Consider the following 22,514-nt stretch of genomic DNA (forward strand, 5'->3'; position numbering starts at 1 on the left):
ATGAGCGGAGTCGGCGTTCTCGACAAGGCGGTGGTCATCCTGGCCGCCTGCGTCGACGGCGCCAGCCTGGCCGAATTGGTCGACCGGACGAAACTCCCCCGGGCAACAGCACATCGCCTGGCCCAGGCCCTGGAGATCCATCGGATGCTGGTCCGGGACACCCAGGGACGCTGGCGTCCGGGCCCCCGTCTGGGCGAGCTCGCGAACGCCGCACCGGACGTTCTGCTGACCGCGGCGGAGCCCCTGTTGTCCGCACTGCGGGACGCGACCGGGGAAAGCGCGCAGCTCTACTTGCGCCGTGCCGACGAACGCATCTGTGTTGCGGCCGCGGAACGAGCGAGCGGCCTGCGTGACACCGTGCCGGTGGGTTCGGTCCTGCCGATGGTGGCCGGCTCGGCGGCCCAGATCCTGCTCGCCTGGGAGCCCCCGGAAGCGGTCATGCCGCTGCTGCCCCGCTGCAAGTTCACCGGCCGCACGCTCGCCGAGGTCCGCCGCCGCGGCTGGGCCCAGAGCGTCGCGGAACGCGAGCCGGGTGTGGCCAGTGTCTCCGCCCCCATCCGGGACCGGACGGGCCGGGTCATCGCGTCGATTTCAATAAGCGGTCCGATCGAACGCCTCGGACGCCGCCCCGGCGAACGCCACGCGATGGCCGTGGTCCGCGCCGGCCAGCGCCTCAGCGGCCTCTGAGCCCAGCCTTCCCTTCTCGGCCCGCGGCCTTGCCGTGCTCTCACCCCGCGGCCCCCAGGGCAGGCCTGACCGGGTGAGGGGGCGGCTCTCTCAGGGCTCCCAGACGGCGTTGTCGTGGGCGAACACGACCCGGGCCGGGTCGAACTCGAGCAGGCGGGGGATCCAGGCCGGGGCGAACGGTAACGGCCGCGCCGCCCCGTCGGCCGCCGCCCGGCGGGCGAGGACGTCCCCGGTGAACGCTGTCGCCTGGTCGTGACTCTGGCCGGCCACGATCACCGTGCCGTCCGGGTGGCGGACTACCACCGACTGATGGCCCGCGGTGTGGCCGGGTGTGGGGACGATCACGACACCGGGCAGGATCTCCGCCTCACCGTCGAGTTCCTCGTACGTGACCCCGGGCACGTCGACGAATTCCGGCAGGTAGTGCTCGTGGGTGCGGGCCAGATCGAGTTCCGCGCGCTGGGCGAAGATCGGGCGGCCGGGCAGGTCCGCGTTGCCACCGCAGTGGTCGAAGTGGAGGTGGCAGTTGGCCACGTACCGGATGTCGTCCGGCCGGGTTCCCACCGCCGCGAGCGCCTCGGTCAAGCCGCGCCGGTGCGGGCGGTAGTGCGCATCCACCCCGTCGTGGACGCCCATGCCGGTGTCGACCAGCACGAGGCCGCCGGGATGGCCGATGAGGTAACCGAAGCAGGGTTCGACCCGGGGTGAGCCGGTGCCGGTCTCCGAGGCGGGGCGGATGAAATATCCGAAGTCGACACGGCGTACGAAGTGATCCGTCACACTGTCAGTGTCGGCCCGACCGGCAGGCAAAAACAAACGGCCCGTGTCATCAGACACGAGCCGTTTGGTGCTGGTAGTCCCGGAGGGATTCGAACCCTCGCTACCGCCGTGAGAGGGCGGCGTCCTAGGCCGCTAGACGACGGGACCAGGTAAAGCCTTACTGCTAACTCTGTGTTACTTTTTGCTCTGATCGGAAGTCTATCAGAGCTCCAGCATCTGCGATCTCCGGGGAGATCGTAGCGCTGGGGTACCAGGACTCGAACCTAGACTAACTGGACCAGAACCAGTCGGGCTGCCAATTACCCCATACCCCAAGGTGAAGCTATAAAGCGGTGTTGCTGGCTTGACTCGCTCGCGCTTGCCTCGCCGAGAAGAAACTCTACCTGAGCCCATGGTGCCCACCAAATCGGGTTACCACCCAGCGTTTCTGTAACCCCGCGACTACGCAGAGGCCCGCAAAGCTGCGACGTTCTCGCGGGCCCACGCGGCGAACGTCTTCCCTGGCCGGCCCGTGGGCAGCAGTGGGCAGCCACCGCGGCGATGTCCGAGTGGGCGATCGGGGTGCCGGACGACTCCCCCAGGCCGTCGCGGACCACGTCACCGGCTTGGATCTGCGGCGCCCACATCGTGGCGTCGGCCCTGAATTCACCGGGCTCCAGGTGCACCCAGGGCACGCCGCTCGCCTCGACCGCGTCCTCGATGGGCTGCCAGTGGCCGCCTTTCTCGCCGGCGAGGTCGCCGATGCCGGCCGCGGCGGCCAGGCGGCAGGTCTCGGCGGCGGTCGGCACCAGTGGTGCGAGATACATCCGGTCGACGCCGTCGAACGCGGCGGGAAGCGTCCCAGGACGGCCCAGGTAGCCCCGGACGACCTCGACCCCGGCTCTGGCGTGCGAAGAGCCCGCCCGAGCCCGCGCGGACGGGCCGGCGACCGGGGTCGAGCATCGACGCGGCGATCGGGGCGGGTCTCGCGATCGCGGATGAGGACGGACTGGCCGCGGCGTCGATGGCCCGGGTCGCGGCTCGGCTCGGCGTGGGGACGATGACGCTGTACACGTACGTTCCGTTACGGACCGCTCTGGTCGATCTGATGGTCGATCAGGTTCTGCGGAGCAGGGATCTGCCGGCCGAGGGGCCATGGCAGGACCGGATCCGTCGGTACGCGGAGAGCACCGTCGTGATGTACCGCACCCACCCGTGGCTCAGTCAGGTCCCGGTGGTCCGGCCGCCGCTGGGCCCGGGCACGTTCCGGGAGCGGGCCGACGGCTACGGCGGGGGCACCGAGGCGCAGGCCGCGGCGGCGTTCGCGTGCGGCCTGCGCTTGCTGCTGGACGGTATCGCTCAGTCCTGCGAGACCACCGGGTTGCGCAGCTCGCCGATGCCCTGAACGCTCACCGACACCGTGTCGCCGGAGACGATCCGGCTCACGCCCGCCGGGGTGCCGGTGAGAATCACGTCACCGGGCAGCAGGGTCATGACGTGCGACACGTACGAGACGAGGGTCGGCACGTCGAAGACCATGTCCTTGGTGCGCCCGAGCTGGCGCACCTCCATCTCCTCGGGGTTGCGGCCCACCTCGCACCGCACCTCCAGGTCGCTGACGTCGAGGTCGGTCTCGATCCACGGGCCGAGCGGGCAGAACGAGTCGAAACCCTTGGCGCGGGTCCACTGGGCGTCGCTGCGCTGCAGGTCACGGGCGGTCACGTCGTTGCCGACGGTGTAGCCGAAGATGGCCTTCTGCGCGCCGGCGCGGTCGACCCGGCGGGCACCGCTGGCGCCGATCACGACGGCCAGCTCGGCCTCGTGCTCGACCTGGGTGGAGACCGACGGGATCCGGATGGCGTCGTTCGGGCCGATCACCGTGGTGGACGGCTTGATGAACAGCAGCGGCTCCTTGGGCACCTCGTTGCCGAGCTCGGCCGCGTGGTCGGCGTAGTTGCGGCCGACCCCGATGACCTTGCTGGAGAAGATCGGGGCGAGCAGCCGGATGTCGGCCAGGGCCCACCGGTTGCCGGTGAGCTTGACGTTCTGGAACGGGATGCTGTCGATCTCGGCGATCGTCAGGCCGGCCGTCCCCGACTGCGCCTCTCCCTCGACGATCCCGAAGGAGACTCCACCGGCATGAACAAAACGAGCGAAACGCACGGGTATCCCCATCCCTGAGATTGCTACTACGCAGGGACGAGGCTACGCGCTGCGCGGCACCGGCTCGGTGCCGAGCCGTGGGAACGGCTCGAGCGCGAAGACGACCTCGGCCGGCACCTCGAAATAGGCGCAGATCCGCAGCGCGAGGTGCAGCGACGGACTGAACTCGCCCCGTTCCAGGTAACCGACCGTCTGGTAGTGCACACCCAGGGCGTCGGCCAGCTGCCGCCGGGAGATGCCCCGCTCGGCCCGGAGCATGGCGATGCGGTTGTACGTGATCTCGGCACTCATGCGGCGGCTCTCACCGGACCTGCAGCATGGCCTTCTCGCGGCGAGCGGCGACCGCGCTCCCCGACTCGCGGCGGGCCATCCGGCGCAGGATGACCGGCGCGACGACCAGGCCGGCGGCCGCCCACAGGCCCAGCACGCCGAACGTCTCGAGGTGCCGCCAGGAGTGCCCCAGCTCGGACACCGTGAGGGCGTCGGGCAGGAAGGCGGAACGCATGCCCAAGCCTAACCAGTAGACCGGGAAGACCTGGGCGACACCCTGGACCCACCCCGGCAGCACGGTGATCGGGTAGAAGACGCCGGAGATCGCGATCAGCCCGACCAGCGGCAGCATGATCAGGCCCATGCTGCGCGGCGACTTGAACAGCGATCCGAGGACGGCCCCGAGCGGCATGGTGGCGACGAACCCGAGCAGGAGCACCCAGACCAGGGTGAACACGCCGTACGCGTCGAGGTGCAGGCCGTCCACCAGGAACAGGCCCGGGATGAGCTGAAGCACCAGGGCGATCGCCGACATCCCGCCGACCAGCACGACCTTGCCGACCAGGTAGCCGGACATGCCGTTCGGGGTGGCCTTGGCCCGCAGCAGGGTGCCGTCCTCGCGGTCGGTCACGAGCAGCATCGCCACGGTGACCAGTCCGGAGAACGCCACACCCATGCCCAGCGCGCTCGGCAGGGTGCGGGCGCCGAGCGCGATGTCGGTGCCGGGCACGGTCGAGCCGCGCATGAAGAAGACCGTGGCGAACAGCGCGACCGCCGGGAAGATGTACTGCCAGAGATCGGCGAGGTTGGTGAACGTCTGGCGGATCTCGATGCCGCCGCGCGCGAAGCCCGTCCGCGCGGCCGTGGAGAAGTCGCTCACAATGCCCCCTCGAAGGTGCTGGCGGCCTCGGCGCGTCGGCCGGCCTCGGATTCACGTACCAATGTCATGTAGGTCTCCTCCAAGCTGGCGCGGCGCACTTCCAGGTCGGCGATCGTGTCGCCGTACTGCCGGAAGAGGTCGCGGACGAAGCCGGTGGCGTCGCCGGCCGAGTGCACGAACCGGGAGCCGTCGCGGGTCCAGCGGATCTCGGACTCCCCGGCGACCCGCAGCGAGAGCCGGTCGGCCGAGTCGTCGGCGATGATCCGGCCGCCGGCCAGGATGAGGATCCGGTCGGCGAGCTTCTCGGCCTCGTCGAGGTCGTGGGTGGTGAGCAGGATCGTGGTCTCGTCCACATCGGCGAGCCGGTGCACGAGGTCGTGGAACTCCCGGCGGGCGCCGGGGTCGAAGCCGACCGTGGGTTCGTCGAGGAAGAGCAGCTCGGGGCGGCCGACGATGCCGATCGCGACGTCGAGCCGGCGGCGCTGACCCCCGGAGAGCCGCCCGACCCGCTGTTTGGCCTGCGCGGTCAGGCCGACCGCCGCGATGAGCTCGTCGACCGGCCACGGCCGGGTGATCTGCGGCGTCGAGTAATCGGCGTAGTAGGTGCCCAGGTGGTGCAGCAGCTCCCGGACCCGCCACTTGCCATGGTCACGCCAGGACTGCAGCACCACGCCGAGCCGCGCCCGCCACGCCTCGCCCGCGGTGGCCGGGTCGGCGCCGAGCACCCGGACCTCGCCGGCCGAGCGCATCCGGAACCCCTCGAGGATCTCGATCGTGGTGGTCTTGCCGGCGCCGTTCGGCCCGAGCAGGGCGATCACCTCGCCGCGCCGGGCGGAGAACGACACCCCGTCGAGCACGTCCGTAGCGCCGTAACGCATCCGCAGGTCGCGGACCTCCAGCACCGGCTCGTCGACCGGCATCCCCACCTCGGCCACGAGCGCCCCCGTCACTGTCGTCATGACGAGCACCTTATCAACTATGTAGTAGGTGTACTACATTTACAGGCATGCCAACTATCAGCAGCGGCTCGGGGCCCGGCCTGGTCCTCATCCCCGGCGGCCTGCGCCGGGCCCACCACTACGCGGCGTTCGCGGCCCGGCTCGCCGGGATCCGCACAGTGCATGTGATGGACCGGCCGCCCGGGGTCCCGTACACGATGGAACGTGAGCTCGAGGAGACCGCGGCCGTGCTCGACGCGACCGGCGCGCGGGAAGTCTTCGGTCACAGCCTCGGCGGCCTGGTCGCCCTCAACCTCGCGCGGACCCGCCGGCTGGACAAACTGGTCCTGTACGAGGCCGCGGTGAACCTCGGCGGCGCCATCCCCACCGATTTCCTGCCCGACCTCGAACGTCAGGTGGCCGCCGGGCGCGACGCGACCGCCATGGCGACGTTCCTCGCCGGGACCGGCCTCGCCCCGATCGGCCCGCTGCCCATGCCGCTATGGACCGCTTTCGCCTGGATCATGCTGCACACGCCCGGAGGCCGGGAAACCCGCGCAATGCTGGCCGCCCTCCCCGCCGAGTTGCGCGCCGCGGCCGGATCAGAATCGGACACCGACGGGTACGCCGCGATCACCGCCCCGACGCTGATCCTTTCGGGAACACGCAGCCCCGAGTGGCTGCTCCGGATCCAGGTGGCCCTCACGGAGCTGATCCCCGGGGCCGCGTACACGTGCTCCCCCGGCCTAGACCACAACGCTCCGGACATGAACGCACCCGGCACGGTGGCAGACCTCGTTCGGGCGTTCCTCACAACTGGCGGCGCCAGGGCTCGATAGGACTGGACTTGCTGGATACGCTGGTGCGATGGGGATCAGCGAGAGGCAGGCACTGGTGACAGTGCTGCCCAGTGTCAGCTGGATCCCGCTGGCCCGGGCCCACGCCGAGCGCGCCGACGAGATGACCGCGGACCACCGCGCCCGCAAGGCGATCGGCGAGAAGCACGCCATAGAGGATTTCCTGTACGACTACTACGGCACCCGGCCGGCCCAACTGCGCCGCTGGCACCCCGGAGTCGGCACCGGCCTCGGCGCCGCCCCGGACGGAGCCCTCGCCGAACAGTCCGGCTGGAAGTTCTACACCACCCAGACCGACGGAATAGTGACTCTCGACGTCGGCGCCTTCATGCACGCCCGGGGCGAGAGCGTCCGCTACATCCACGGCCTGCTCAGCGCCACCGCGTCCCGCCCCGCGTTCGCCGGCTGCTTCGGCCTGCACGAATGGGCCATGGTCTACCGCCAGCCCCAGCAGCGCCGCCACCAGCTCCCCCTGCGCCTCGGCCAGGAGGAGACGGACAAGGTCGTCGAGCAGCACCCGATCCGCTGCACCCACTTCGACGCGTTCCGCTTCTTCACCCCGGAAGCGGTCGGCCTCAACCGCCTGCAGCCCACCCGGGCCACCCAGGTCGACCTCGACCAGCCCGGCTGCCTGCACGCCGCGATGGACTGCCACAAGTGGGCGACCAAGCTCGGCCCGGCCGTCCCCGGAGCCCTCGCCCTCGACTGCTTCGCGCTCGCGGGTGACATCCGGCTGCTCGACATGCAGGCCAGCCCGTACGACCTCTCGTCGTACGGCCACCCGGCGGTCAAGATCGAGACGCCGGAGGGGAAGCAGGAGTACGTCGCCCGGCAGCGGGAGTTCGCCCGGCGGGCGTCGGCTCTGCGGGCTCGGTTGATCCGGGTCTGCGAGGAACTGCTCGGGCCGGCTCTTGCTCAGGAGAACCGTGAGGCTGTGGCTCCCAACAACTACTGACGCCTTCGCACGTCAGTCTTCGTCGCTGCGGCGCTCGACTGAGCCACGAGTGGGTTTGGTGGCGCGGCGCCGGCGGGGCGGGGCAGCGATGGCCTCGCCGACCCGCTCGTTACGTTTGCAAGGGCAAAGGCTGTCCCTCGCCCATGGCCGTCAGCATGGCGCGCCTGGAGGAGTACGTGTCAGGGACTTCGTTGACACGTACGGGCATCTCAATGTGATCGAGCGTGTGATTGAACAAGCCGGGGTTGATCCAACGGCGCAAGGCGCTCCGTGAACGGCTTGCGGCGCTCCACCGGGCCTGCGAGAGTTAAACCGTACGATCACCTTTGCATCGATGATCCGACCACTGGCCGGTCCAGTCCGCGAGATCACGCATCCAGGCCGGCGAGTTCGGCTGTGCCTTGGATGCCCACTTCGCGGCGTTCTTCGCCGCGAAGTCGTCGAGGACGTCAGGGCCGACCTCGCGCCATGCGGGATACCGCGCCAACCATTGTTCAGCCTGCGCGGGTGTGTGGCCGCTGCCGATCAGCCACTGGGCGAGGATGGCAAGTTCGACCCACGGTGCGGCCTTGGTTGCCATCGCCCAGTCGACGATCCGCAGGCCGTCCGGGGTGACGATGAGGTTGGCGGGGCCGAGGTCGGTGTGGACGAGGGTCTCGCCTTCCATTGCCGGGTGCTCGAACCCGAGCCGCCCTTTCGGGCTGAACAGCCCCACGTCCGGTGCCTGCGTCCTGCCTAGCGCCGCCAAGGCTTTGCCGAGAAGGTCCAGGTCGGGGCTCCCAGGAGACAGGTCGGCGTGCGGGCCTTCGCAGTGCTCGAAGCCCACGACCAGCCAGCCGGCCTTCTCGAAGTGCCACCTGACCGCGGGCGAGTGAGACCCGCTTATGGCCTCACTCGCCCGGAGCTCGAAGCGCAACGACCGAACCCCGAGGTCAGAATGAGCCGCCTTGAGGAACACCTTCCCGGCCGCCCCGGTGACGGTTGCGGCGATCTCCGCGTGATCACCGGTCGCGGCGGGCAAGATGTAGGAACCGCCGACTCGGTCGGCAACTTCCTTCGTGACGGCCTCGGGCAACGTGGCCCAGTCAGTGCGCATCGATCAGTTGCCCTTTCAGATGCCCGGGTTCGGCGGGCAGCAGGACTTCGCCTCGCCGTCCCCGAACTCGGGGTCGATGTAGTAGCCGGTCGCCTTGAGACGCAACCTCCGTCACTCCGTCACACCTGCTAAGCCAAACTTCGCCGCTCTCCGCATGAACGCCTTGGCGCTATCGGCCCACTTGCTACTCGGGCGCACCGCCCGCGCCGCCCACCTCCGCCACAACCACGACCGCTCCCGCCACCGAAGCGGCATAGCTCCCCTGACCGCGTACGGGCGTATGGGTCGCACATGCGAGATCGCTTTAGTCCTCGTCGCTGCGGCGGTGCCGTTTGATCTGGGCCCGGCGCTTCTTCTCGCCGATGCGGCGCTCGACCGAGCCACGAGTGGGTTTGGTCGCCCGGCGCTGGCGGGGCGGGGCAGCTATGGCCTCACCGACCCGCATGGCGAGGCGGGCTTCGGCGGCCTCGCGGTTACGGAGCTGGGAGCGGTGCTCGGACGCCGTGATGGTGATGACGCCGTCGATCAGCCGGCTGCCGAGCCGCTCGACCGCCCGTTCCTTCAATGCGGGTGGGAGCAGGCTGGAGGCGAGCAGGTTCCACGACAACTCGACTCGCGAGTCGATCGTATTCACGCCCTGGCCACCTGGGCCGCTGGAACGGGAGAATCGCCAGTTCAGCTCCGCCTCGGGGATCGCCAGGCCGGGCCGGATCAGCACGTCGGCCATGGGGTTCCCCTTCCGGAAAGCGGCGAAGTGTCGGCCACAGCATTCCATTGGCCCGCTCGTACCGCCACGCAGTTGTGATCCACCCGGCAGGGGCGTCACCGCACCGGCTCGGCCACCCCGGGCCGGGTACCCGATGGGCGATGCCGATCGAGGGCAGCGGCGGCCTTGCCGCGGCCCGGGACAGAAACCGACGTGGGCCGGGAGGCGGGCTCGGGCGCCGGGGCGGACTCGGGGCGGGCGGCGGCTCGGGTCGCGGAGATGGTGGAGCCGATGGTGGCGGCGATGACCACGGTGATGGCGAGCGCTACCGGCCAGGACAGGGGCTGGGCGAGCAGGAGCCAGCCGGCCAGGGCCGCGACGGCTGGTTCGAGGCTGAGCAGGATGCCGAACACCGGCCGGGGCAGACGCCGCAAGGCTGCCATCTCCAGGGTGTACGGGATGACCGACGCCAGGATCGCGGTGCCGACCGCGATCAGCAGCAGCGGCGGGGCGCTCACCGCGCGGACCGCACCGCCGAGGCCGAGGGGCAGGACGGCCAGCGTGGCCACGGACAGGCCGATCGCGAGGCCGCCGTTGCCGGGGATGACGGTGCCCGCCCGGCTGCCGGCCAGGATGTAGAGGGCCCAGAAGACGGCCGCCACCAGGACGTACGCGACGCCGAGCGGGTCCAGGGGTGCCGCACCGTCGGCGAAGCCCATGATGGCCACGCCGGCTCCGGCGAGCAGGACCCAGGCCAGGTCGCGGGGGCGGCGGGAGAGCACGGCGGCCAGGACGAGCGGGCCGAGGAATTCGATGGTGACCGCGGGGCCGAGCGGGATGCGTTCGATGGCGGCGTAGAAGAAGCCGTTCATGCCGGCCATCGCGATGCCGAGCAGGATCGCCGCGCGCCACTGGTGGCGTTGCCAGCCGCGGACGGCGGGGCGGGCGAGCGTGAGCAGGATGACCGCCGCCAGGCCGAGGCGGAGCACGGTTGCCCCGGAGCTGCCCGCGACCGGGAAGAGGTTGGCGGCGAGGGCGGCTCCGACCTGCAGGGACGCGCAGGAGCCGAGCACCATGAGGACAGCGGGGCGGGTCATGCCTCGACTGTCACGCACCGATGATCGGTTCGTCCAGCGAACGTTTCTGCGCAATAATCATTAGCAATGTTGGACATTTATCGTCTGCGGCTCCTGCGCGAGCTCGATCGGCTCGGCACGCTGGCCGCGGTCGCCAAGGCCCTCAACTACAGCCCGTCGGCCATATCGCAGCAGCTCAGCCTGCTCGAGTCGGAGACCGGGGCGGTGCTGCTGGAGCGCGTCGGACGCGGCGTGCGCCTCACCGCCCAGGCCCGGATCCTGGTCCGGCACGCCGACGCGGTGCTCGAACGGCTGGAGCTCGCGGAGGCCGAACTGGCCACCAGCATGACCGAGGTCACCGGCACGCTGCGGGTCGCCTCGTTCCAATCGGTGCTGCTCGCGCTGATCCCGGGCGCGCTGTCCGGCCTCGCCACGGCACATCCGGGCCTGCGGGTGGAGATCACCCAGCTGGAGGCCGACCCCGCGTTCGAGGGCCTGCTGGCCCACAACGTCGACGTCGTGCTCGGCGAGGATTACCCGGGCCTCGCCCAGCCTCTCAAACGCGGCATCGACGAAGAGGACCTGATCCACGACGAGATGCTGATGGCTGTCCCGGCCAGTGGCCCGTGGCATCGCCGCGACCTGGCCGATCTGGCCGGGGCACCATTCGTGTTCGACCCGGGCGACATCGTGCCCGGCCGGTGGGCCCGCTCACTGTGCCGGGCCGCGGGCTTCGAGCCGGACGTCCGCATCGTCAGCGGCGACCTGCTGCTGCAGGTCCGGCTCGTGGAGACCGGCCACGCGGTGGCCTTCCTGCCCGATCTGCTCTGGACGGACCGCACCCACGGCCCGCTGGAACTGCACCCCCTGCCCGGACGCCCCCGCCGCCGCCTGTTCACCGGCGTCCGCACCGGCTCCGCCGAGCAACCCGCCATCCGGGCCTTCCGCAAAGCCCTCCAGGTCCAGGTCGGCCCTAAGCGAGCGGGCTGAGGGCCGGGGGTGGGGTGTCGTCGGAGCGGGTGGCGGCGGGGAGCCAGAGCACGAAGACGCTGCCCTGGCCGGGGGTGGAGAACGCCGCCACCTGACCGCCGTGGGATTCGGTGATCTGACGGACGATGGCCAGGCCCAGGCCGGTGCGGCGGTCCTTGGTGGCGGCGGGTTGGGGGCCCCGCCAGAAACGGTCGAAGACCTTGGGGAGATCCTCGGCGGGGATGCCCGGGCCCTCGTCGGCCACCGCGAGCCAGAGCCAGGAACCGGTACGACCGGTCGCGACGGTCACGGTGGAATCGGTGGGGGCGAGGCGTACCGCGTTGGAGAGCAGGTTTCCCGCGGCCCGGCGCAGCGCGTCCACGTCCCCGATCAGCGGCAACGACGGGGTCAGCGTGTAGCGCAGGTGCAGCGGGCGGTCCGGGAGGAAGGACTCCTCGCCGGCCTCGCGGGCGATGGTGGACAGGTCGGTGTCGGTGTCGGTGAGGCCGCCGGCGTCCCGGCGGGCGGTGGCGAGGAGGTCCTCGACGAGACGGGACATGCGGGTGGTGGCCCGGTCCACGATCGCCACCGCCCGGTCGCGTTCGTCCGGGGAGGCCTCCGGGGCGTTGAGGGACGCGTCGAGGTGGGTGCGGATGATGGCCAGCGGGCTGCGCAGCTCGTGCGACGCGTCGTCGATGAGCTGGCGCTGGGCCCGGAACGCGTCGTCGAGACGGTCGAGCATCGAGTCGATGGTGTCCGCGAGGTCGCGCAGCTCGTCGCGGGGGCCCTCGAGGTGGATCCGCCGGGTGAGATCGGTGGCCTGGATCTCGCGGGTGGTCCGGGCGATCGCGCCGACCGGGCGCAGGGCGCGGCCGGAGAGCACCCAGCCGATGCCGAGGCTGGCGAGGAACAGGCCGCCCAGGGCGATCAGCGAGTAGTTCCGCAGGTACTGCAGGGTGTCGTAGTTGACCGCCGCCTCGATCTGGCCGATGTCGGCGTAACTGACCCGGGACACGAACTCGCGGCCCTCGTACAGCTTGGCCTCGCGGGTGGTGAGCGGTGCCGCCTCGGTCGTCTGGGCCACCGCGACGTACGTGATGGCCAGCGTCGCCCCGGTCAGCGCGAACAGCAGCGTCGAGTACAGCACGGTGAGCCGGAAGCGGATCGACCGGAAGACCCGGGGGCGCCTCACGGCGTCACGAGCCGGTAGCCGCGGCTGACCACGGTGTCGATGGAACCCTCGCCCAGTTTGCGGCGCAGGGTGCCGACGGTCACCCGTACCGTCTGGGTGAAGGGGTCGGCGTTGGCGTCCCAGACGTGTTCCAGCAGTTCCTCGCTCGAAACGACGTGGCCCGGGCGCAGCATCAGGTATTCGAGGACGCCGAATTCCTTCGGGGTGAGCGACAGCGGCGCGGCCCGCAGCGTCACCGTGTGCCGGGCGGTGTCGAGGACGAGGTCGCCGATGCGCAGCACCGCCGAGGAACCGCTGGTGTCGCGGCGCAGCAGGGCCCGGATCCGGGCCAGCAGCTCGGCCAGCGCGAACGGTTTGACCAGGTAGTCGTCGGCGCCCTCGTCGAGGCCGCGGACCCGGTCGTCGACCCGGCCGCGCGCGGTCAGCATCAGGACGCGTACCTCCGTGTCGCCCGGTGTCCGCAGCGTGCCGGTCCGCAGGGCCCGGCAGAGCTCGAAGCCGTCGCCGTCGGGCAGGTTGAGGTCGAGCAGCATCAGGTCGTAGTCGTTCACGCTCAGGCGGCCGGACGCCTCCGCCGACGTGCCGGCGACGTCCACGGCGTAGCCGGCCCGGGTCAGCCCCACCCGCAGGCCCTCGGCCAGATCGTCCTCGTCCTCCACCACCAGTAACCGCATCGTTCGACTATCCACGGCAGGCCCCTTCGTCACGAGTCATGACATCAACCCGCACCGAAAACGGGCCGAAGGGCCGGATCCCTGGATACTGGGATCCGATAAGGGAGGTTGCGTGTCCGCTCAGCCCGCTCCGGTCGCCGAGACCGGTTTTCCGTGGCCCATCGAATCCGCGCGCCTGGACAACGGGTTGCGCATCGTCGTCAGCGCCGACCACACCGCTCCGGTGGTCTGCGTGAATCTCTGGTACGACGTCGGTTCCCGGCATGAACCCGCCGGTCAGACCGGCTTCGCGCACCTGTTCGAGCACCTGATGTTCGAGGGCTCGCAGCACGTCGCCAAGACCGAGCACATGCGGTACGTGCAGGGGGCGGGCGGTTCGCTGAACGCGACCACCAACCCGGACCGCACGAACTACTTCGAGACGCTCCCGTCCGAGCACCTCGAGCTCGCGCTCTGGCTCGAGGCGGACCGGATGGGCGGTCTGGTGCCCGCGCTGACCCAGGAGACGCTGGACAACCAGCGCGAGGTGGTCAAGAACGAGCGGCGCCAGCGGTACGACAACGTGCCGTACGGCGACGCGTGGTTGCGGCTGCTCGCCCTGCTCTATCCGCAGGGGCATCCGTACCACCACGCGACGATCGGGTCGATGGAGGACCTGAACGCCGCGTCGCTGGAGACGTTCCAGGCGTTCCACGCGAAGTACTACGCCCCCAACAACGCGGTGCTGACCGTCGCCGGGGATGTCACGCCGGCCGACGTGTTCACGCTGGCCGAGAAGTATTTCGGTGCGATCGAGCCGGTCTCCTCGATCCCACCCGCCCCGTCGAGCCACCTCACCGGGCCGGCGACCAGCCCGCTCAGCGAGACGGTGACCGGCAACGTCCCGGCGCCGCGGGTCTATCTGGCGCACCGCACCCACCCGTTCGGCACCGGCGGGTACGACGCGGTCACGGTGCTGGCCACCGTGCTCGGCAACGGCCGTGGCAGCCGGCTCTACCAGCGGCTCGCCGACGGCGCCCGGATCGCCCAGCCGGACTACATCGGTTCGTACGGCGTCGACCTCGCGCACGCGCCGGCACCGCTGATCATCACGGCCACCGCGAAGGACGGCGTGGACATCGCCGACCTGACCGACGGGGTCGCCGAGGTGGTGGCGAGCATGGCCACCGAGCCGGTCACCGACGCCGAGCTGGAACGGGCCAAGGCGCTGCTGACCACGTCGTGGTGGCGGCAGATGGCCACGGTCGGCGGTCGCGCCGACACGCTCGGCCGGTATGCCACCCAGTTCGGCGACGCGACCTCCGCCGCGTACCGGTTGCCGCAGTGGCAGTCGGTCACCGCCGAGGACGTCGCCAACGCCGCCCGCACGCTGAACCCGGAATCCCGGGTCACCCTCACCTACCTGCCCGAGTCTGAAGGGACCGAAGCATGACCGACTGCACCGAACTACGCCTACCGCCGGCCTGCAACGGCCCTGACGGTGAGGGCCACGAGGGCATGCGAAAGGAAGGCTCAGCATGAGCCTCGTCGCTATGCGGCCCGACCCGGGCGAGGCCCGGCCGTACGTGTTCCCCGAGCTGCGCCGCGCGTCGGTGGCCGGCGGTGAGGTCGTCGCCGCCCACATGCCCGGTCAGCTGCTCGCCTCCGCGACGCTGCTGCTCGACGCCGGCGCCGCCCGGGAGACCGCGGGCCGTGAGGGTACGGCCAGTGTCCTCGCCAAATGCCTGGAAGAGGGCACGACCACGCGCGACTCGGCCGCGTACGCGCTGGCCCTGGAAGGTCTGGGCGCCGAGCTGAGCACCTCGGTCGACTGGGACTCGTTCCGGGTCGGGGTCTCGGTGCCGGTCGGGCTGCTGTCGCGGGCCACCGGGCTGCTCGCCGAGGCGGCCCGGACCCCGCGGCTGGACCCGGCGGACGTCGCCCGGGTCCGCGACGACGAGGCGACCGCGCTGCGGATGGACTGGGCCCAGCCCGGTCCGCGGGCCGACGCCGTGCTGCGGGCCGACCTGTTCGGGGCCGGCGAGCGGTACGGCCGGCCGCTGAACGGCGATCCGCAGTCCACCGCGGCGGTGACGGTCGAGGACGTGGCGGAGTTCCACGCGGCCTGGCTCAAGCGCCCGGGGGTGCTGCTCGTCGCCGGTGACCTCGACCAGCTGGACCTCGAGGAACTCGGGGCGGCCGCGTTCGCGAACTCCGCCGGCGAGAAGCTGCCGGTCGAGGGCCCGCTGGCGGTGCCGGCCGGCGGGAGCCGCCGGGTGCTGCTGGTGGACCGGCCCGGTTCGGTGCAGTCGACGTTGCGGCTGGGGCACCGGGCCCCGGAGCGCGCGCACCCCGACTACGTGCCGATCACGCTGGCCGCGACGGTGCTGGGCGGGGCGTTCACGTCCCGGCTCAACCACCTGATCCGCGAGGTGAAGGGGTACACGTACGGCATCCGCGCGGACTTCGCGATGACCCGCCGGTTCGGCCGGTTCGGGGTGAGCTCGTCGGTGCAGACCGCGGTGACCGCGCCCGCGCTGACGGACACGGTCGGTGAGATCACCCGGACCCAGCTCGACGGCGTGACCGAGGACGAGCTCGCCACCGCCCGTACCTGGCGGGCCGGGTCGTTGTCGGTCGACATGCAGACCCCCGGTTCGATCTCCGGCGCGCTGGCCACGCTGGTGATCCACGGGCTGCCGGACGACTACTACCCGACGCTGCGCCGCAAGCTGCTGGAGACCACGGCCGAGGAGGTGTCGGCGGCCGCCGCGGAGCACCTGCACCCGGACACGCTGACGCTGGTGGTCGAGGGCGACGCCGCGGTGATCCGCGACGAGCTGGTGGCGAGCAAGATCGGTGAGGTCGTCGACGCCCGGACCTGATCGCTGACGTGTGAGTAGAGTGCCAGGTCACCGTCGCACCGGCGGTGACCTGGCAGTCAAGGGGGCCATATGCCCACGAACCTCACCGTGTCCGCGGCCACGTTCACCGGTCACATCGCACCGGTTCCCCGTGCGGCGGGAGCGCCCCGGCTCGCCCCTGAGACCAGCGCCTCCTCGCCGCGCGATGTCGTCGACGCCGGGCTGAGCGCGCCGGTCGAGCGGGCCTACCACTACCTCGACGTCGTGCAGGACGCGTACGTGCAGGGTGGCGAGCCCCGGCTGCTGCAGAGTTACAACAACGAGTCCGAGCTGATGACCACCGCGTTCGTCTACGACAACGCGCTCGCGACCCTCGCCTATCTGGCGAATCCGACGGTCGCCAACGTGCGCCGCGCCCGGCTGATCGGCGACGCCCTGCTCTGGGCCCAGAACCATGACGCCGCGCACACGGACGGGCGGCTGCGGCAGGCGTACGCGTCCGGTCCCATGCGTTTCTACGGTCAAGGTCCTTACTTCCCGGGCCTGAAGGGTACGGACGGCAGAGCCGCGCATCTCTGGCCGTTCGGTTTCGGCGGCTCGTCCACCGGCGATCTGGCCTGGGCCGGGCTCGCGCTCGCCCAGCTGTACACCGACACCCGGATCGGCAAGTACCTCGCCGGCGCGGTCGCGCTCGGCACCTGGATCGCCGACCGGCGCTCGCCCTACCACTACGGCGGTTACCACGGCGGGCTGCAGGCCGACGGCGAGACGCCGCAACGGTGGGCCTCGACCGAACACAACATCGATGTGTACGCGCTGTTCGACCTGCTCGCCAAGCTCACCCGCGACCGTGGCTGGAACCGCCGGGCCGAGGTCGCCGCGGACTTCGTCCGGGCCATGTGGCACCGCGGCGGCGGGCACTTCTGGACCGGCACGCTCGGCGGGCTCGACGGGGAGGACCCGAACGCGCTGAACGTCGGCAACGTGCCGGAGGACGCGCAGACGTGGGAGCTGCTCGGGTTCGGCGACCCGCGCTACGACGCGGCCGTCGACTGGGCGACCCGCAACCTGTGGAACACCGACGGCAGCGTGTCCGGGGTGACGTACAGCAGCCACGCCCGCGGCACCGGGGACGCGGTCTGGCTGGAGGGCAACTCGCACGTCGCGCTGGCCCTGCTGCAACGCGACGCCCCCGGCGACGCCGCGCGGGCCCGGGAGCTGCTGCACGAGACCGTACGCGCGCAGGAGTCGCTCGGCGCCGGCCAGACGGTCGGGCGGACCAGCGACGGCTTCCTGTCCGCGCCGGGCGAGGGCGGGACCTGGACCGGGACCCCGCTGCCGGCCGGCGGCGGCATCGTGGCGGCCACCAGCTCGTTCGACAGCGGGTTCGAGTTCGGCTATTTCGCCCGGCAGCACGTGGGCACCACGGCGTGGTTCCTGATGGCGGCGCAGAACTTCAACCCGTACCGGTGATGTGACGTACGACGGGATACCTCGGTGCGGGTAGCCCCGGCCGGATACCGTTCCCGCCATGACGATCACCAGCTCGGAGCCGCTCGCCAGACCGGCGCGGGTCCGCCGGACCGTCTGGCACGTGTTCCTGTGGCTGCTGATCCTGCCCGCGGTCGCCTGGGTGCTGATCCGGATCACCGGCGCGGAGCGGGGGCTGTTGGTGCAGCTGTTCGCGTTCACGCCGTACATCGCGGCCGCCTCGGTGGTGCCCTTGATCCTGGCTCTGGCGACGCGGCGCTGGCTGGCCGCCTCGGTGGCGGCGGTGACGGTGGCGCTGTTCGCGCTCACCGTGCTCCCCCGCGCGTTCACCGACGGTGACCGGGGCCCGCAGACCGGGGTGACCGTCACCGTCATGACGCAGAACATGCTGTTCGGCAACGCGGACGCCGAGCAGATCGTCGGCTACGTGCGCGACAACGACGTGGCGGTGCTGGCCCTGCAGGAGTTCAGCCCGAACGCGGCGACCCGGCTCGAGCAGGCCGGTCTCGGCACCCTGCTGCCCTACTCCACGCTGGGCGCGGAGCCCGGTGCGAGCGGTTCGGGTTTCTACTCGCGCTTTCCCATCACCGACCCTGGGGTACGCCGTAACGGCGCCGGCCTGTTCAACCAGGCGTACGGCACCGTGCAGCCGCCCGGGGCCGGAGCGATCGTGATCGAGTCGGCGCACCCGGCGGCCCCGTACGCGGTCTCCGCGCTGGACGACTGGAAGTCCGACCTGGCCGCCGAACCGCGCGCGGACAAGAACGGCCCGCCCCGGATCCTGCTCGGCGACTTCAACTCGACGCTGGACCACAAGCCGCTGCGCGACCTGATCAACGGCGGTTACCGGGACGCGGCCGACGCCACCGGGCAGGGCCTGATCGGCACCTGGGGGCCGTACGACGGCGCCCCGATCCCGCCGGTCACCATCGACCACGTGCTGGTCGACAAGCGCCTGGGCGTCGGAGCGGTCTCGGTGCACACCACCCGCGACAGCGACCACCGCGCGGTCATCGCGTCGGTCGTCATTCCGGCGGCGTAGCCCGGAGCACCGCCTCGATCCCCCGGGTGTAGAACTCGGGCGGCACCGCCTCGGGGTCGATGAAGCTCTGCAGCCCGATGCCGACATCCAAGGCGAGCAGCAGGGCGGCGGTCCGCTGCGGATCGTGCACCCCCAGCGCCTCGGCGTCGCGCGCGTGGAGTTCCCGCACCCGGCGCAGCCACTGCCGCACGGTCTCGGTGCTCCCCTCGTCGCGCATGCCGTTGAGCCACAGCTCCACGAACGCCAGCGCGAAGCGGCGGATCTCCGGCTTGGGCATGCTGGTCTCGAAGTCGCCGCCGAGCGCCCCGATCCAAGACTCCAGCGACTCCCGCGGCCGGACCGGCACGTCCTCCGCGAGTTTGCGCTCCGCGATCGCGGTGATCAGCTCCTTCTTGCCGCCGAAGTTGGCGTAGATCGCGCCTTTGGTCAGGCCTGCGGCCGCAGCGATCTGATCCAGCGACGTCTGATGGATCCCCTGCTCGCCGAACAGGGTCTCCGCACTGTCCAGGAGCTTCTCGCGGGTGCGTGCCTGCTGCTCGGCACGGGTCAGTCGCTCGGTCACTTCCGCATCCTACCGATTGACATTCTCCACGGTATCCAGATACTAAGCGGTATCCGAATACCGAAGGGTATGTGAATGGTGATGCTGCACATCGAGTCCCTGACCAAGGAGTACCGGCGCGGGGTGCGCGCCAACGACGGCATCAGCCTCGATGTCGCCGAGGGCCAGGTCGTCGGCCTGCTCGGGCACAACGGCGCCGGCAAGACCACACTTCTCAGCCAGGTCGTCGGGCTGGTCCGCCCCACGTCCGGCCGGGTCGAGCTGCTCGGCCGCGACCCGGTCGCCGAGGCCGCCTGGGCCCGGACGGTCTGCTCGTTCCAGCCGCAGGCCCAGGCCCCGCTGACCGGGGTCACCGCCCGCCAGGCCATCGAGATCGTCGGCAGGCTGCGCGGCGGATCCTTGCGCGAGGTCCGCCGGCGGACCTCGGCGTTACTGGCCGCACTGGACATCGAGGAATGGGCGGACTCGCCCGCCGAGAAACTCTCCGGAGGCATCCGGCGGCTGACCGCGTTCGGTATGGCGACGGTCATGCCCGGCAAGCTCGTGATGCTGGACGAACCGACCAACGACGTCGACCCGGTGCGCCGCCGCTTGCTCTGGGCCCAGGTCCGTGCCCTGGCCACGGCCGGCCACGCGGTCGTGCTGGTCACCCACAACATCGCCGAGGCCGAACGCACGATCGACCACGTGGTGGTGCTCGACCACGGCCGGGTCGTCGCCGCCGGGACGCCGGCCGCGCTCGCCGCCGGCCGCGAGATGCAGCTGTCCCTGTCCTTCGACGGGCCTCTTCCGCGGTGGGCCAGTTCCGGGCGGCGGGACGGGGATCGACTCACTCTGACCCTGGCCGCGGCCGACTCCGTCGAGGCGGTCGCCTGGGCCGGGCGGCACACCGACCGTTTCTCGCTCAATCCCGCCGGACTCGAAGACGTCTACGTGGGCCTCACCCGAGGGGAATCCGATGCGGTCCTGGTTGCGTAGCTATCTGCTGCTGGTGCGCTGGACCGCGCTGCGGATGCGGTTCCTGCTGCCACTTTTCCTGATCATCCAGACGTTCCTGGCGGTCGGCATCGTCATCGGCTTCGCCTACCTGATGCCGGAGGTGGACCCGGCCACCGCGCTGTACCTGTCCACCGGCGCACCCACCCTGGGCCTGATCACCATCGGCATGGTCATGGCACCACAGGTCGTGGCCGAGGCGAAGGCGCAGGGGACGTTCGCCTACAACCGCACGCTGCCGGTCCCCCGGACCGCGGTGCTCGCCGCCGACCTGACCACCTGGCTGGTCACCGGGCTGCCCGGACTCGTCCTCGGACTCGTCACCGCGATCATCCGCTTCGACCTGCACCTGCACGTGAGCTGGCTGGTAGTACCCGCGATGCTGCTGGTCGCACTGTCCGCGACGACCATCGGGTTCGCTCTCGCGTACGCGTTGCCACCGACCGTCACCAACCTGGTCTCCCAGGCGCTGATCTTCGTGTCCCTGATGTTCTCGCCGATCAACTTCCCGGCGGACCGGCTGCCGGGCTGGCTCCAGGCGATCCACCACGTGCTGCCGTTCGAGCACATGGCGAACGCCGTCCGCGACGCGCTGACCTCACCGCCGGGCGGCGTCCCGCTGCTGCCGTTCGCCGTACTCGCCGCCTGGTCGATCGCCGGCCTGGTCATCACCCTGCGCGTGATGACCAGGCGCGAATGACCAGGCGCGAATGATCCGCCTACTTGAGCCCGAACGTCAGCGCGTCGGTGAGGGCCTTCCAGCTGGCCTCGATGATGTTCTCGTGGACGCCGACGGTGGTCCAGTCCCGGCCGCCGTCACTGGTCTCCACCAGCACCCGGGTGATCGCGTTGGAGCCGTGCGAACCCTCGAGGATGCGCACCTTGTAGTCGGCGAGCTGGAATTCCTTCAACTCCGGGTAGTGCTGCGTCAGCGCCGCCCGCAGCGCCTCGTCCAGAGCGTTGACCGGGCCGTTGCCCTCCGCGGTGGCGATCACGCGCTCACCGCGTACCCGGATCTTGACGGTGGCCTCCGAAACGACCGTGCCGTCCTCGCGGTGTTCGGTCTGGGTCCGGTAGGACTCCAGGCCGAACGGCCTGGTCAGGGCCGCACCCGGCAGCGCATCGCGGACCAGCAGTTCGAACGACGCGTCCGCGGCCTCGAACGACCAGCCGCCGGCCTCGAGCTCCTTGACCTTGCGGGTCACCTCGGTCAGGGTCTCCGGGTGGCCGGCCAGGTCCAGCCCGAGCTCACGGCTCTTGAGCTCGATGCTGGCCCGGCCGGCCATCTCGGTCACCAGGATCCGCATGTCATTGCCGACAACCGACGGATCGACGTGGTTGTACAGCAGCGGATCCACCTTGATCGCACTCGCGTGCAGCCCCGCCTTGTGAGCGAAAGCGGCGGCCCCGACATAGGCCTGGTGGGTGTCGGGAGCGATGTTGGCGATCTCGGCGAGCGCGGTCGACACCCGCGTCGCCTTCTCGAGGCATCCGTCCGGTAGGAGCTTCAGCCCGAGCTTGAGTTGCAGGTTGCTGACCACGGCGAACAGGTCGGCGTTGCCGGGCCGCTCGCCGTAGCCGTTGGCCGTGCACTGGAAATGCTCGACGCCCGCCTCGACCGCGGCGATGGTGTTCGCCACCGCGCAGGAGGTGTCGTTCTGGCAGTGGATGCCGAGCTGGTCGGGGCTGACCCCGGTGCGCTCAACCACGTCGTTGATCGCGGCGGTGATCATCGACGGGAGCATGCCGCCGTTCGTGTCACACATGACGACCCGCTCGGCGCCGGCCTCGAACGCGGCCTTGACCACCGACGACGTGTACTCCGGGTCGTACCGGAAGCCGTCGAAGAAATGCTCGCAGTCGACGAACGCCCGGCGCCCGTTGGCGACCAGGTGCGCGACGGTGTCCCGGACCATCGCGAGGTTCTCCTCGCCGGTCGTGCGCAGCGCCCGCTCGACGTGCCGGATATCGGACTTCGCGACCACGCAGACCACCGGGGTCTCCGCGTCGAGCAGCGCCTTGACCTGCTTGTCCGCGGCCACGTCGATACCGGCCTTGCGGGTCGCGCCGAACGCGACGAGCACCGCGTTCGTCAGCTGCAGCTCGGTCTTGGCGCGCTCGAAGAACTCGGTGTCCTTGGGCATCGCACCCGGCCACCCGCCCTCGATGAAGCCGACACCGAACTCGTCCAGCAGCCGCGCGACCGCGAGCTTGTCGGCCACCGAGTAGCTGATGCCCTCGCGTTGGCCGCCATCACGCAACGTCGTGTCGAAGACCTGGTAGACCATGCGAGCTTCCTTCCTGAGAACGGGGGTGGCCCAACAAAAAGACCCCCCGCGGATGCGGGAGGTCTGCGCG

General features: G+C 70.7%; 23 protein-coding genes and 2 tRNA genes. 11 read left to right on the top strand and 14 right to left on the bottom strand.

The features are described from left to right. A complete protein-coding gene (locus ACIA6A_RS04335; RefSeq protein WP_023561932.1) occupies positions 1-687 on the top strand; it encodes an IclR family transcriptional regulator in 687 nt (228 codons plus the stop codon). A 90-nt stretch (positions 688-777) separates the two neighbouring features. Here the strand turns inward: ACIA6A_RS04335 and ACIA6A_RS04340 are convergent, their stop codons facing one another. The 3 genes from ACIA6A_RS04340 to ACIA6A_RS04350 form a co-directional block, all read right to left on the bottom strand. Continuing rightward, positions 778-1,467, bottom strand: coding sequence for an N-acyl homoserine lactonase family protein (locus tag ACIA6A_RS04340; RefSeq protein WP_396095946.1), 690 nt, complete (start codon positions 1,465-1,467; stop codon positions 778-780). Positions 1,468-1,538: 71 nt separating this feature from the next. After that, positions 1,539-1,614 (bottom strand) — tRNA-Glu (locus ACIA6A_RS04345). A gap of 95 nt (positions 1,615-1,709) precedes the next feature. After that, a tRNA-Gln gene (locus tag ACIA6A_RS04350) sits at positions 1,710-1,781 on the bottom strand. Between the two features lie 725 nt (positions 1,782-2,506). Between ACIA6A_RS04350 and ACIA6A_RS04355 the strand changes: the two genes are divergently transcribed. Beyond that, positions 2,507-2,851 carry a TetR/AcrR family transcriptional regulator C-terminal domain-containing protein gene (locus ACIA6A_RS04355; RefSeq protein WP_396095947.1) on the top strand — a complete coding sequence of 115 codons (345 nt, stop codon included), beginning with the start codon at positions 2,507-2,509 and terminating at the stop codon, positions 2,849-2,851. On the opposite strand, the gene ACIA6A_RS04360 is transcribed toward ACIA6A_RS04355, so the two are convergent. From ACIA6A_RS04360 to ACIA6A_RS04375, 4 genes are read right to left on the bottom strand one after another with little or no spacing between them, the layout of a single operon-like run. Further along, complete coding sequence (locus ACIA6A_RS04360; RefSeq protein ID WP_396095948.1) at positions 2,806-3,609, bottom strand: fumarylacetoacetate hydrolase family protein; 804 nt, start codon at positions 3,607-3,609, stop codon at positions 2,806-2,808. The genes ACIA6A_RS04355 and ACIA6A_RS04360 overlap by 46 nt on opposite strands. 42 nt (positions 3,610-3,651) lie before the next feature. After that, positions 3,652-3,900, bottom strand: coding sequence for a helix-turn-helix transcriptional regulator (locus tag ACIA6A_RS04365; protein WP_396095949.1), 249 nt, complete (start codon positions 3,898-3,900; stop codon positions 3,652-3,654). Positions 3,901-3,910: 10 nt separating this feature from the next. Then, entirely contained in the window at positions 3,911-4,759 is an 849-nt protein-coding gene (locus ACIA6A_RS04370; protein ID WP_396095950.1) for an ABC transporter permease, read from the bottom strand. Next, on the bottom strand, positions 4,756-5,718 hold the full coding sequence (locus ACIA6A_RS04375) for an ABC transporter ATP-binding protein (RefSeq protein WP_396095951.1): 963 nt from the start codon (positions 5,716-5,718) through the stop codon (positions 4,756-4,758). Before ACIA6A_RS04375 ends, ACIA6A_RS04370 begins: the two co-directional genes overlap by 4 nt. A gap of 47 nt (positions 5,719-5,765) precedes the next feature. Between ACIA6A_RS04375 and ACIA6A_RS04380 the strand changes: the two genes are divergently transcribed. Continuing rightward, positions 5,766-6,536 carry an alpha/beta fold hydrolase gene (locus ACIA6A_RS04380; protein WP_396095952.1) on the top strand — a complete coding sequence of 257 codons (771 nt, stop codon included), beginning with the start codon at positions 5,766-5,768 and terminating at the stop codon, positions 6,534-6,536. Positions 6,537-6,564: 28 nt separating this feature from the next. Next, complete coding sequence (locus ACIA6A_RS04385; protein WP_396095953.1) at positions 6,565-7,509, top strand: 3-methyladenine DNA glycosylase; 945 nt, start codon at positions 6,565-6,567, stop codon at positions 7,507-7,509. Positions 7,510-7,816: 307 nt separating this feature from the next. Here ACIA6A_RS04385 and ACIA6A_RS04390 read toward each other — a convergent pair whose 3' ends face one another. The 3 genes from ACIA6A_RS04390 to ACIA6A_RS04400 form a co-directional block, all read right to left on the bottom strand. Next, on the bottom strand, positions 7,817-8,605 hold the full coding sequence (locus ACIA6A_RS04390) for a phosphotransferase (RefSeq protein WP_396095954.1): 789 nt from the start codon (positions 8,603-8,605) through the stop codon (positions 7,817-7,819). Between the two features lie 304 nt (positions 8,606-8,909). Next, entirely contained in the window at positions 8,910-9,332 is a 423-nt protein-coding gene (arfB, locus tag ACIA6A_RS04395) for an alternative ribosome rescue aminoacyl-tRNA hydrolase ArfB (protein ID WP_396095955.1), read from the bottom strand. Between the two features lie 95 nt (positions 9,333-9,427). Next, on the bottom strand, positions 9,428-10,408 hold the full coding sequence (locus ACIA6A_RS04400; protein ID WP_396095956.1) for an EamA family transporter: 981 nt from the start codon (positions 10,406-10,408) through the stop codon (positions 9,428-9,430). A 66-nt stretch (positions 10,409-10,474) separates the two neighbouring features. Here ACIA6A_RS04400 and ACIA6A_RS04405 point away from each other — a divergent pair, with 66 nt between their 5' ends. Then, positions 10,475-11,377, top strand: coding sequence for a LysR family transcriptional regulator (locus ACIA6A_RS04405; RefSeq protein ID WP_396095957.1), 903 nt, complete (start codon positions 10,475-10,477; stop codon positions 11,375-11,377). Here the strand turns inward: ACIA6A_RS04405 and ACIA6A_RS04410 are convergent. Together ACIA6A_RS04410 and ACIA6A_RS04415 are read right to left on the bottom strand one after the other, a co-directional pair. Beyond that, a complete protein-coding gene (locus ACIA6A_RS04410) occupies positions 11,361-12,548 on the bottom strand; it encodes a sensor histidine kinase (RefSeq protein WP_396095958.1) in 1,188 nt (395 codons plus the stop codon). The two genes, ACIA6A_RS04405 and ACIA6A_RS04410, sit on opposite strands and share 17 nt — an antisense overlap. Next, the gene (locus ACIA6A_RS04415) at positions 12,545-13,222 is read right to left on the bottom strand and encodes a response regulator transcription factor (protein ID WP_396095959.1); all 678 of its coding nucleotides are present in this window, start codon (positions 13,220-13,222) and stop codon (positions 12,545-12,547) included. The genes ACIA6A_RS04410 and ACIA6A_RS04415 overlap by 4 nt, the downstream gene beginning before the upstream one ends. Positions 13,223-13,334: 112 nt before the next feature. On the opposite strand from ACIA6A_RS04415, the gene ACIA6A_RS04420 reads away from it, so the two are divergent. The 4 genes from ACIA6A_RS04420 to ACIA6A_RS04435 all read left to right on the top strand — a co-directional run bounded on the left by ACIA6A_RS04420 (position 13,335) and on the right by ACIA6A_RS04435 (position 18,598). After that, positions 13,335-14,654 carry a M16 family metallopeptidase gene (locus ACIA6A_RS04420; protein ID WP_396095960.1) on the top strand — a complete coding sequence of 440 codons (1,320 nt, stop codon included), beginning with the start codon at positions 13,335-13,337 and terminating at the stop codon, positions 14,652-14,654. A gap of 85 nt (positions 14,655-14,739) precedes the next feature. Continuing rightward, a complete protein-coding gene (locus ACIA6A_RS04425; RefSeq protein WP_396095961.1) occupies positions 14,740-16,086 on the top strand; it encodes a M16 family metallopeptidase in 1,347 nt (448 codons plus the stop codon). Positions 16,087-16,155: 69 nt separating this feature from the next. Then, the gene (locus tag ACIA6A_RS04430; protein ID WP_396095962.1) at positions 16,156-17,538 is read left to right on the top strand and encodes a hypothetical protein; all 1,383 of its coding nucleotides are present in this window, start codon (positions 16,156-16,158) and stop codon (positions 17,536-17,538) included. A 58-nt stretch (positions 17,539-17,596) separates the two neighbouring features. Next, positions 17,597-18,598, top strand: a complete 1,002-nt coding sequence (locus tag ACIA6A_RS04435) for an endonuclease/exonuclease/phosphatase family protein (RefSeq protein ID WP_396095963.1) — start codon at positions 17,597-17,599, stop codon at positions 18,596-18,598. On the opposite strand, the gene ACIA6A_RS04440 is transcribed toward ACIA6A_RS04435, so the two are convergent. After that, positions 18,582-19,160, bottom strand: a complete 579-nt coding sequence (locus ACIA6A_RS04440) for a TetR/AcrR family transcriptional regulator (RefSeq protein WP_396095964.1) — start codon at positions 19,158-19,160, stop codon at positions 18,582-18,584. The genes ACIA6A_RS04435 and ACIA6A_RS04440 overlap by 17 nt on opposite strands. A gap of 81 nt (positions 19,161-19,241) precedes the next feature. On the opposite strand from ACIA6A_RS04440, the gene ACIA6A_RS04445 reads away from it, so the two are divergent. Both ACIA6A_RS04445 and ACIA6A_RS04450 read left to right on the top strand, forming a co-directional pair. After that, positions 19,242-20,138 (top strand): ABC transporter ATP-binding protein, encoded by an 897-nt coding sequence (locus ACIA6A_RS04445; RefSeq protein WP_396096449.1) that lies wholly within the window; start codon positions 19,242-19,244, stop codon positions 20,136-20,138. Continuing rightward, complete coding sequence (locus ACIA6A_RS04450) at positions 20,119-20,856, top strand: ABC transporter permease (protein ID WP_396095965.1); 738 nt, start codon at positions 20,119-20,121, stop codon at positions 20,854-20,856. Before ACIA6A_RS04445 ends, ACIA6A_RS04450 begins: the two co-directional genes overlap by 20 nt. Before the next feature lie 19 nt (positions 20,857-20,875). On the opposite strand, the gene cimA is transcribed toward ACIA6A_RS04450, so the two are convergent. Continuing rightward, entirely contained in the window at positions 20,876-22,444 is a 1,569-nt protein-coding gene (gene cimA / locus ACIA6A_RS04455) for a citramalate synthase (protein WP_396095966.1), read from the bottom strand. Between the last annotated feature and the right edge of the window lie 70 nt (positions 22,445-22,514).

It is taken from the genome of Actinoplanes sp. NPDC051494 (genome assembly GCF_044454705.1).
Lineage (GTDB): Bacteria > Actinomycetota > Actinomycetes > Mycobacteriales > Micromonosporaceae > Actinoplanes.

Bases quoted from the DNA above. Each gene is read 5' to 3' on its own strand.
- cimA (WP_396095966.1), bottom strand. From the start codon at position 22,444: ATGGTCTACCAGGTCTTCGACACGACGTTGCGTGATGGCGGCCAACGC.
- ACIA6A_RS04415 (WP_396095959.1), bottom strand. From the start codon at position 13,222: ATGCGGTTACTGGTGGTGGAGGACGAGGACGATCTGGCCGAGGGCCTG.
- ACIA6A_RS04435 (WP_396095963.1), top strand. From the start codon at position 17,597: ATGACGATCACCAGCTCGGAGCCGCTCGCCAGACCGGCGCGGGTCCGC.
- arfB (WP_396095955.1), bottom strand. From the start codon at position 9,332: ATGGCCGACGTGCTGATCCGGCCCGGCCTGGCGATCCCCGAGGCGGAG.
- ACIA6A_RS04390 (WP_396095954.1), bottom strand. From the start codon at position 8,605: ATGCGCACTGACTGGGCCACGTTGCCCGAGGCCGTCACGAAGGAAGTT.
- ACIA6A_RS04335 (WP_023561932.1), top strand. From the start codon at position 1: ATGAGCGGAGTCGGCGTTCTCGACAAGGCGGTGGTCATCCTGGCCGCC.
- ACIA6A_RS04430 (WP_396095962.1), top strand. From the start codon at position 16,156: ATGCCCACGAACCTCACCGTGTCCGCGGCCACGTTCACCGGTCACATC.
- ACIA6A_RS04365 (WP_396095949.1), bottom strand. From the start codon at position 3,900: ATGAGTGCCGAGATCACGTACAACCGCATCGCCATGCTCCGGGCCGAG.
- ACIA6A_RS04425 (WP_396095961.1), top strand. From the start codon at position 14,740: ATGAGCCTCGTCGCTATGCGGCCCGACCCGGGCGAGGCCCGGCCGTAC.
- ACIA6A_RS04450 (WP_396095965.1), top strand. From the start codon at position 20,119: ATGCGGTCCTGGTTGCGTAGCTATCTGCTGCTGGTGCGCTGGACCGCG.
- ACIA6A_RS04355 (WP_396095947.1), top strand. From the start codon at position 2,507: ATGACGCTGTACACGTACGTTCCGTTACGGACCGCTCTGGTCGATCTG.
- ACIA6A_RS04405 (WP_396095957.1), top strand. From the start codon at position 10,475: ATGTTGGACATTTATCGTCTGCGGCTCCTGCGCGAGCTCGATCGGCTC.
- ACIA6A_RS04445 (WP_396096449.1), top strand. From the start codon at position 19,242: ATGCTGCACATCGAGTCCCTGACCAAGGAGTACCGGCGCGGGGTGCGC.
- ACIA6A_RS04385 (WP_396095953.1), top strand. From the start codon at position 6,565: ATGGGGATCAGCGAGAGGCAGGCACTGGTGACAGTGCTGCCCAGTGTC.
- ACIA6A_RS04380 (WP_396095952.1), top strand. From the start codon at position 5,766: ATGCCAACTATCAGCAGCGGCTCGGGGCCCGGCCTGGTCCTCATCCCC.
- ACIA6A_RS04400 (WP_396095956.1), bottom strand. From the start codon at position 10,408: ATGACCCGCCCCGCTGTCCTCATGGTGCTCGGCTCCTGCGCGTCCCTG.
- ACIA6A_RS04375 (WP_396095951.1), bottom strand. From the start codon at position 5,718: ATGACGACAGTGACGGGGGCGCTCGTGGCCGAGGTGGGGATGCCGGTC.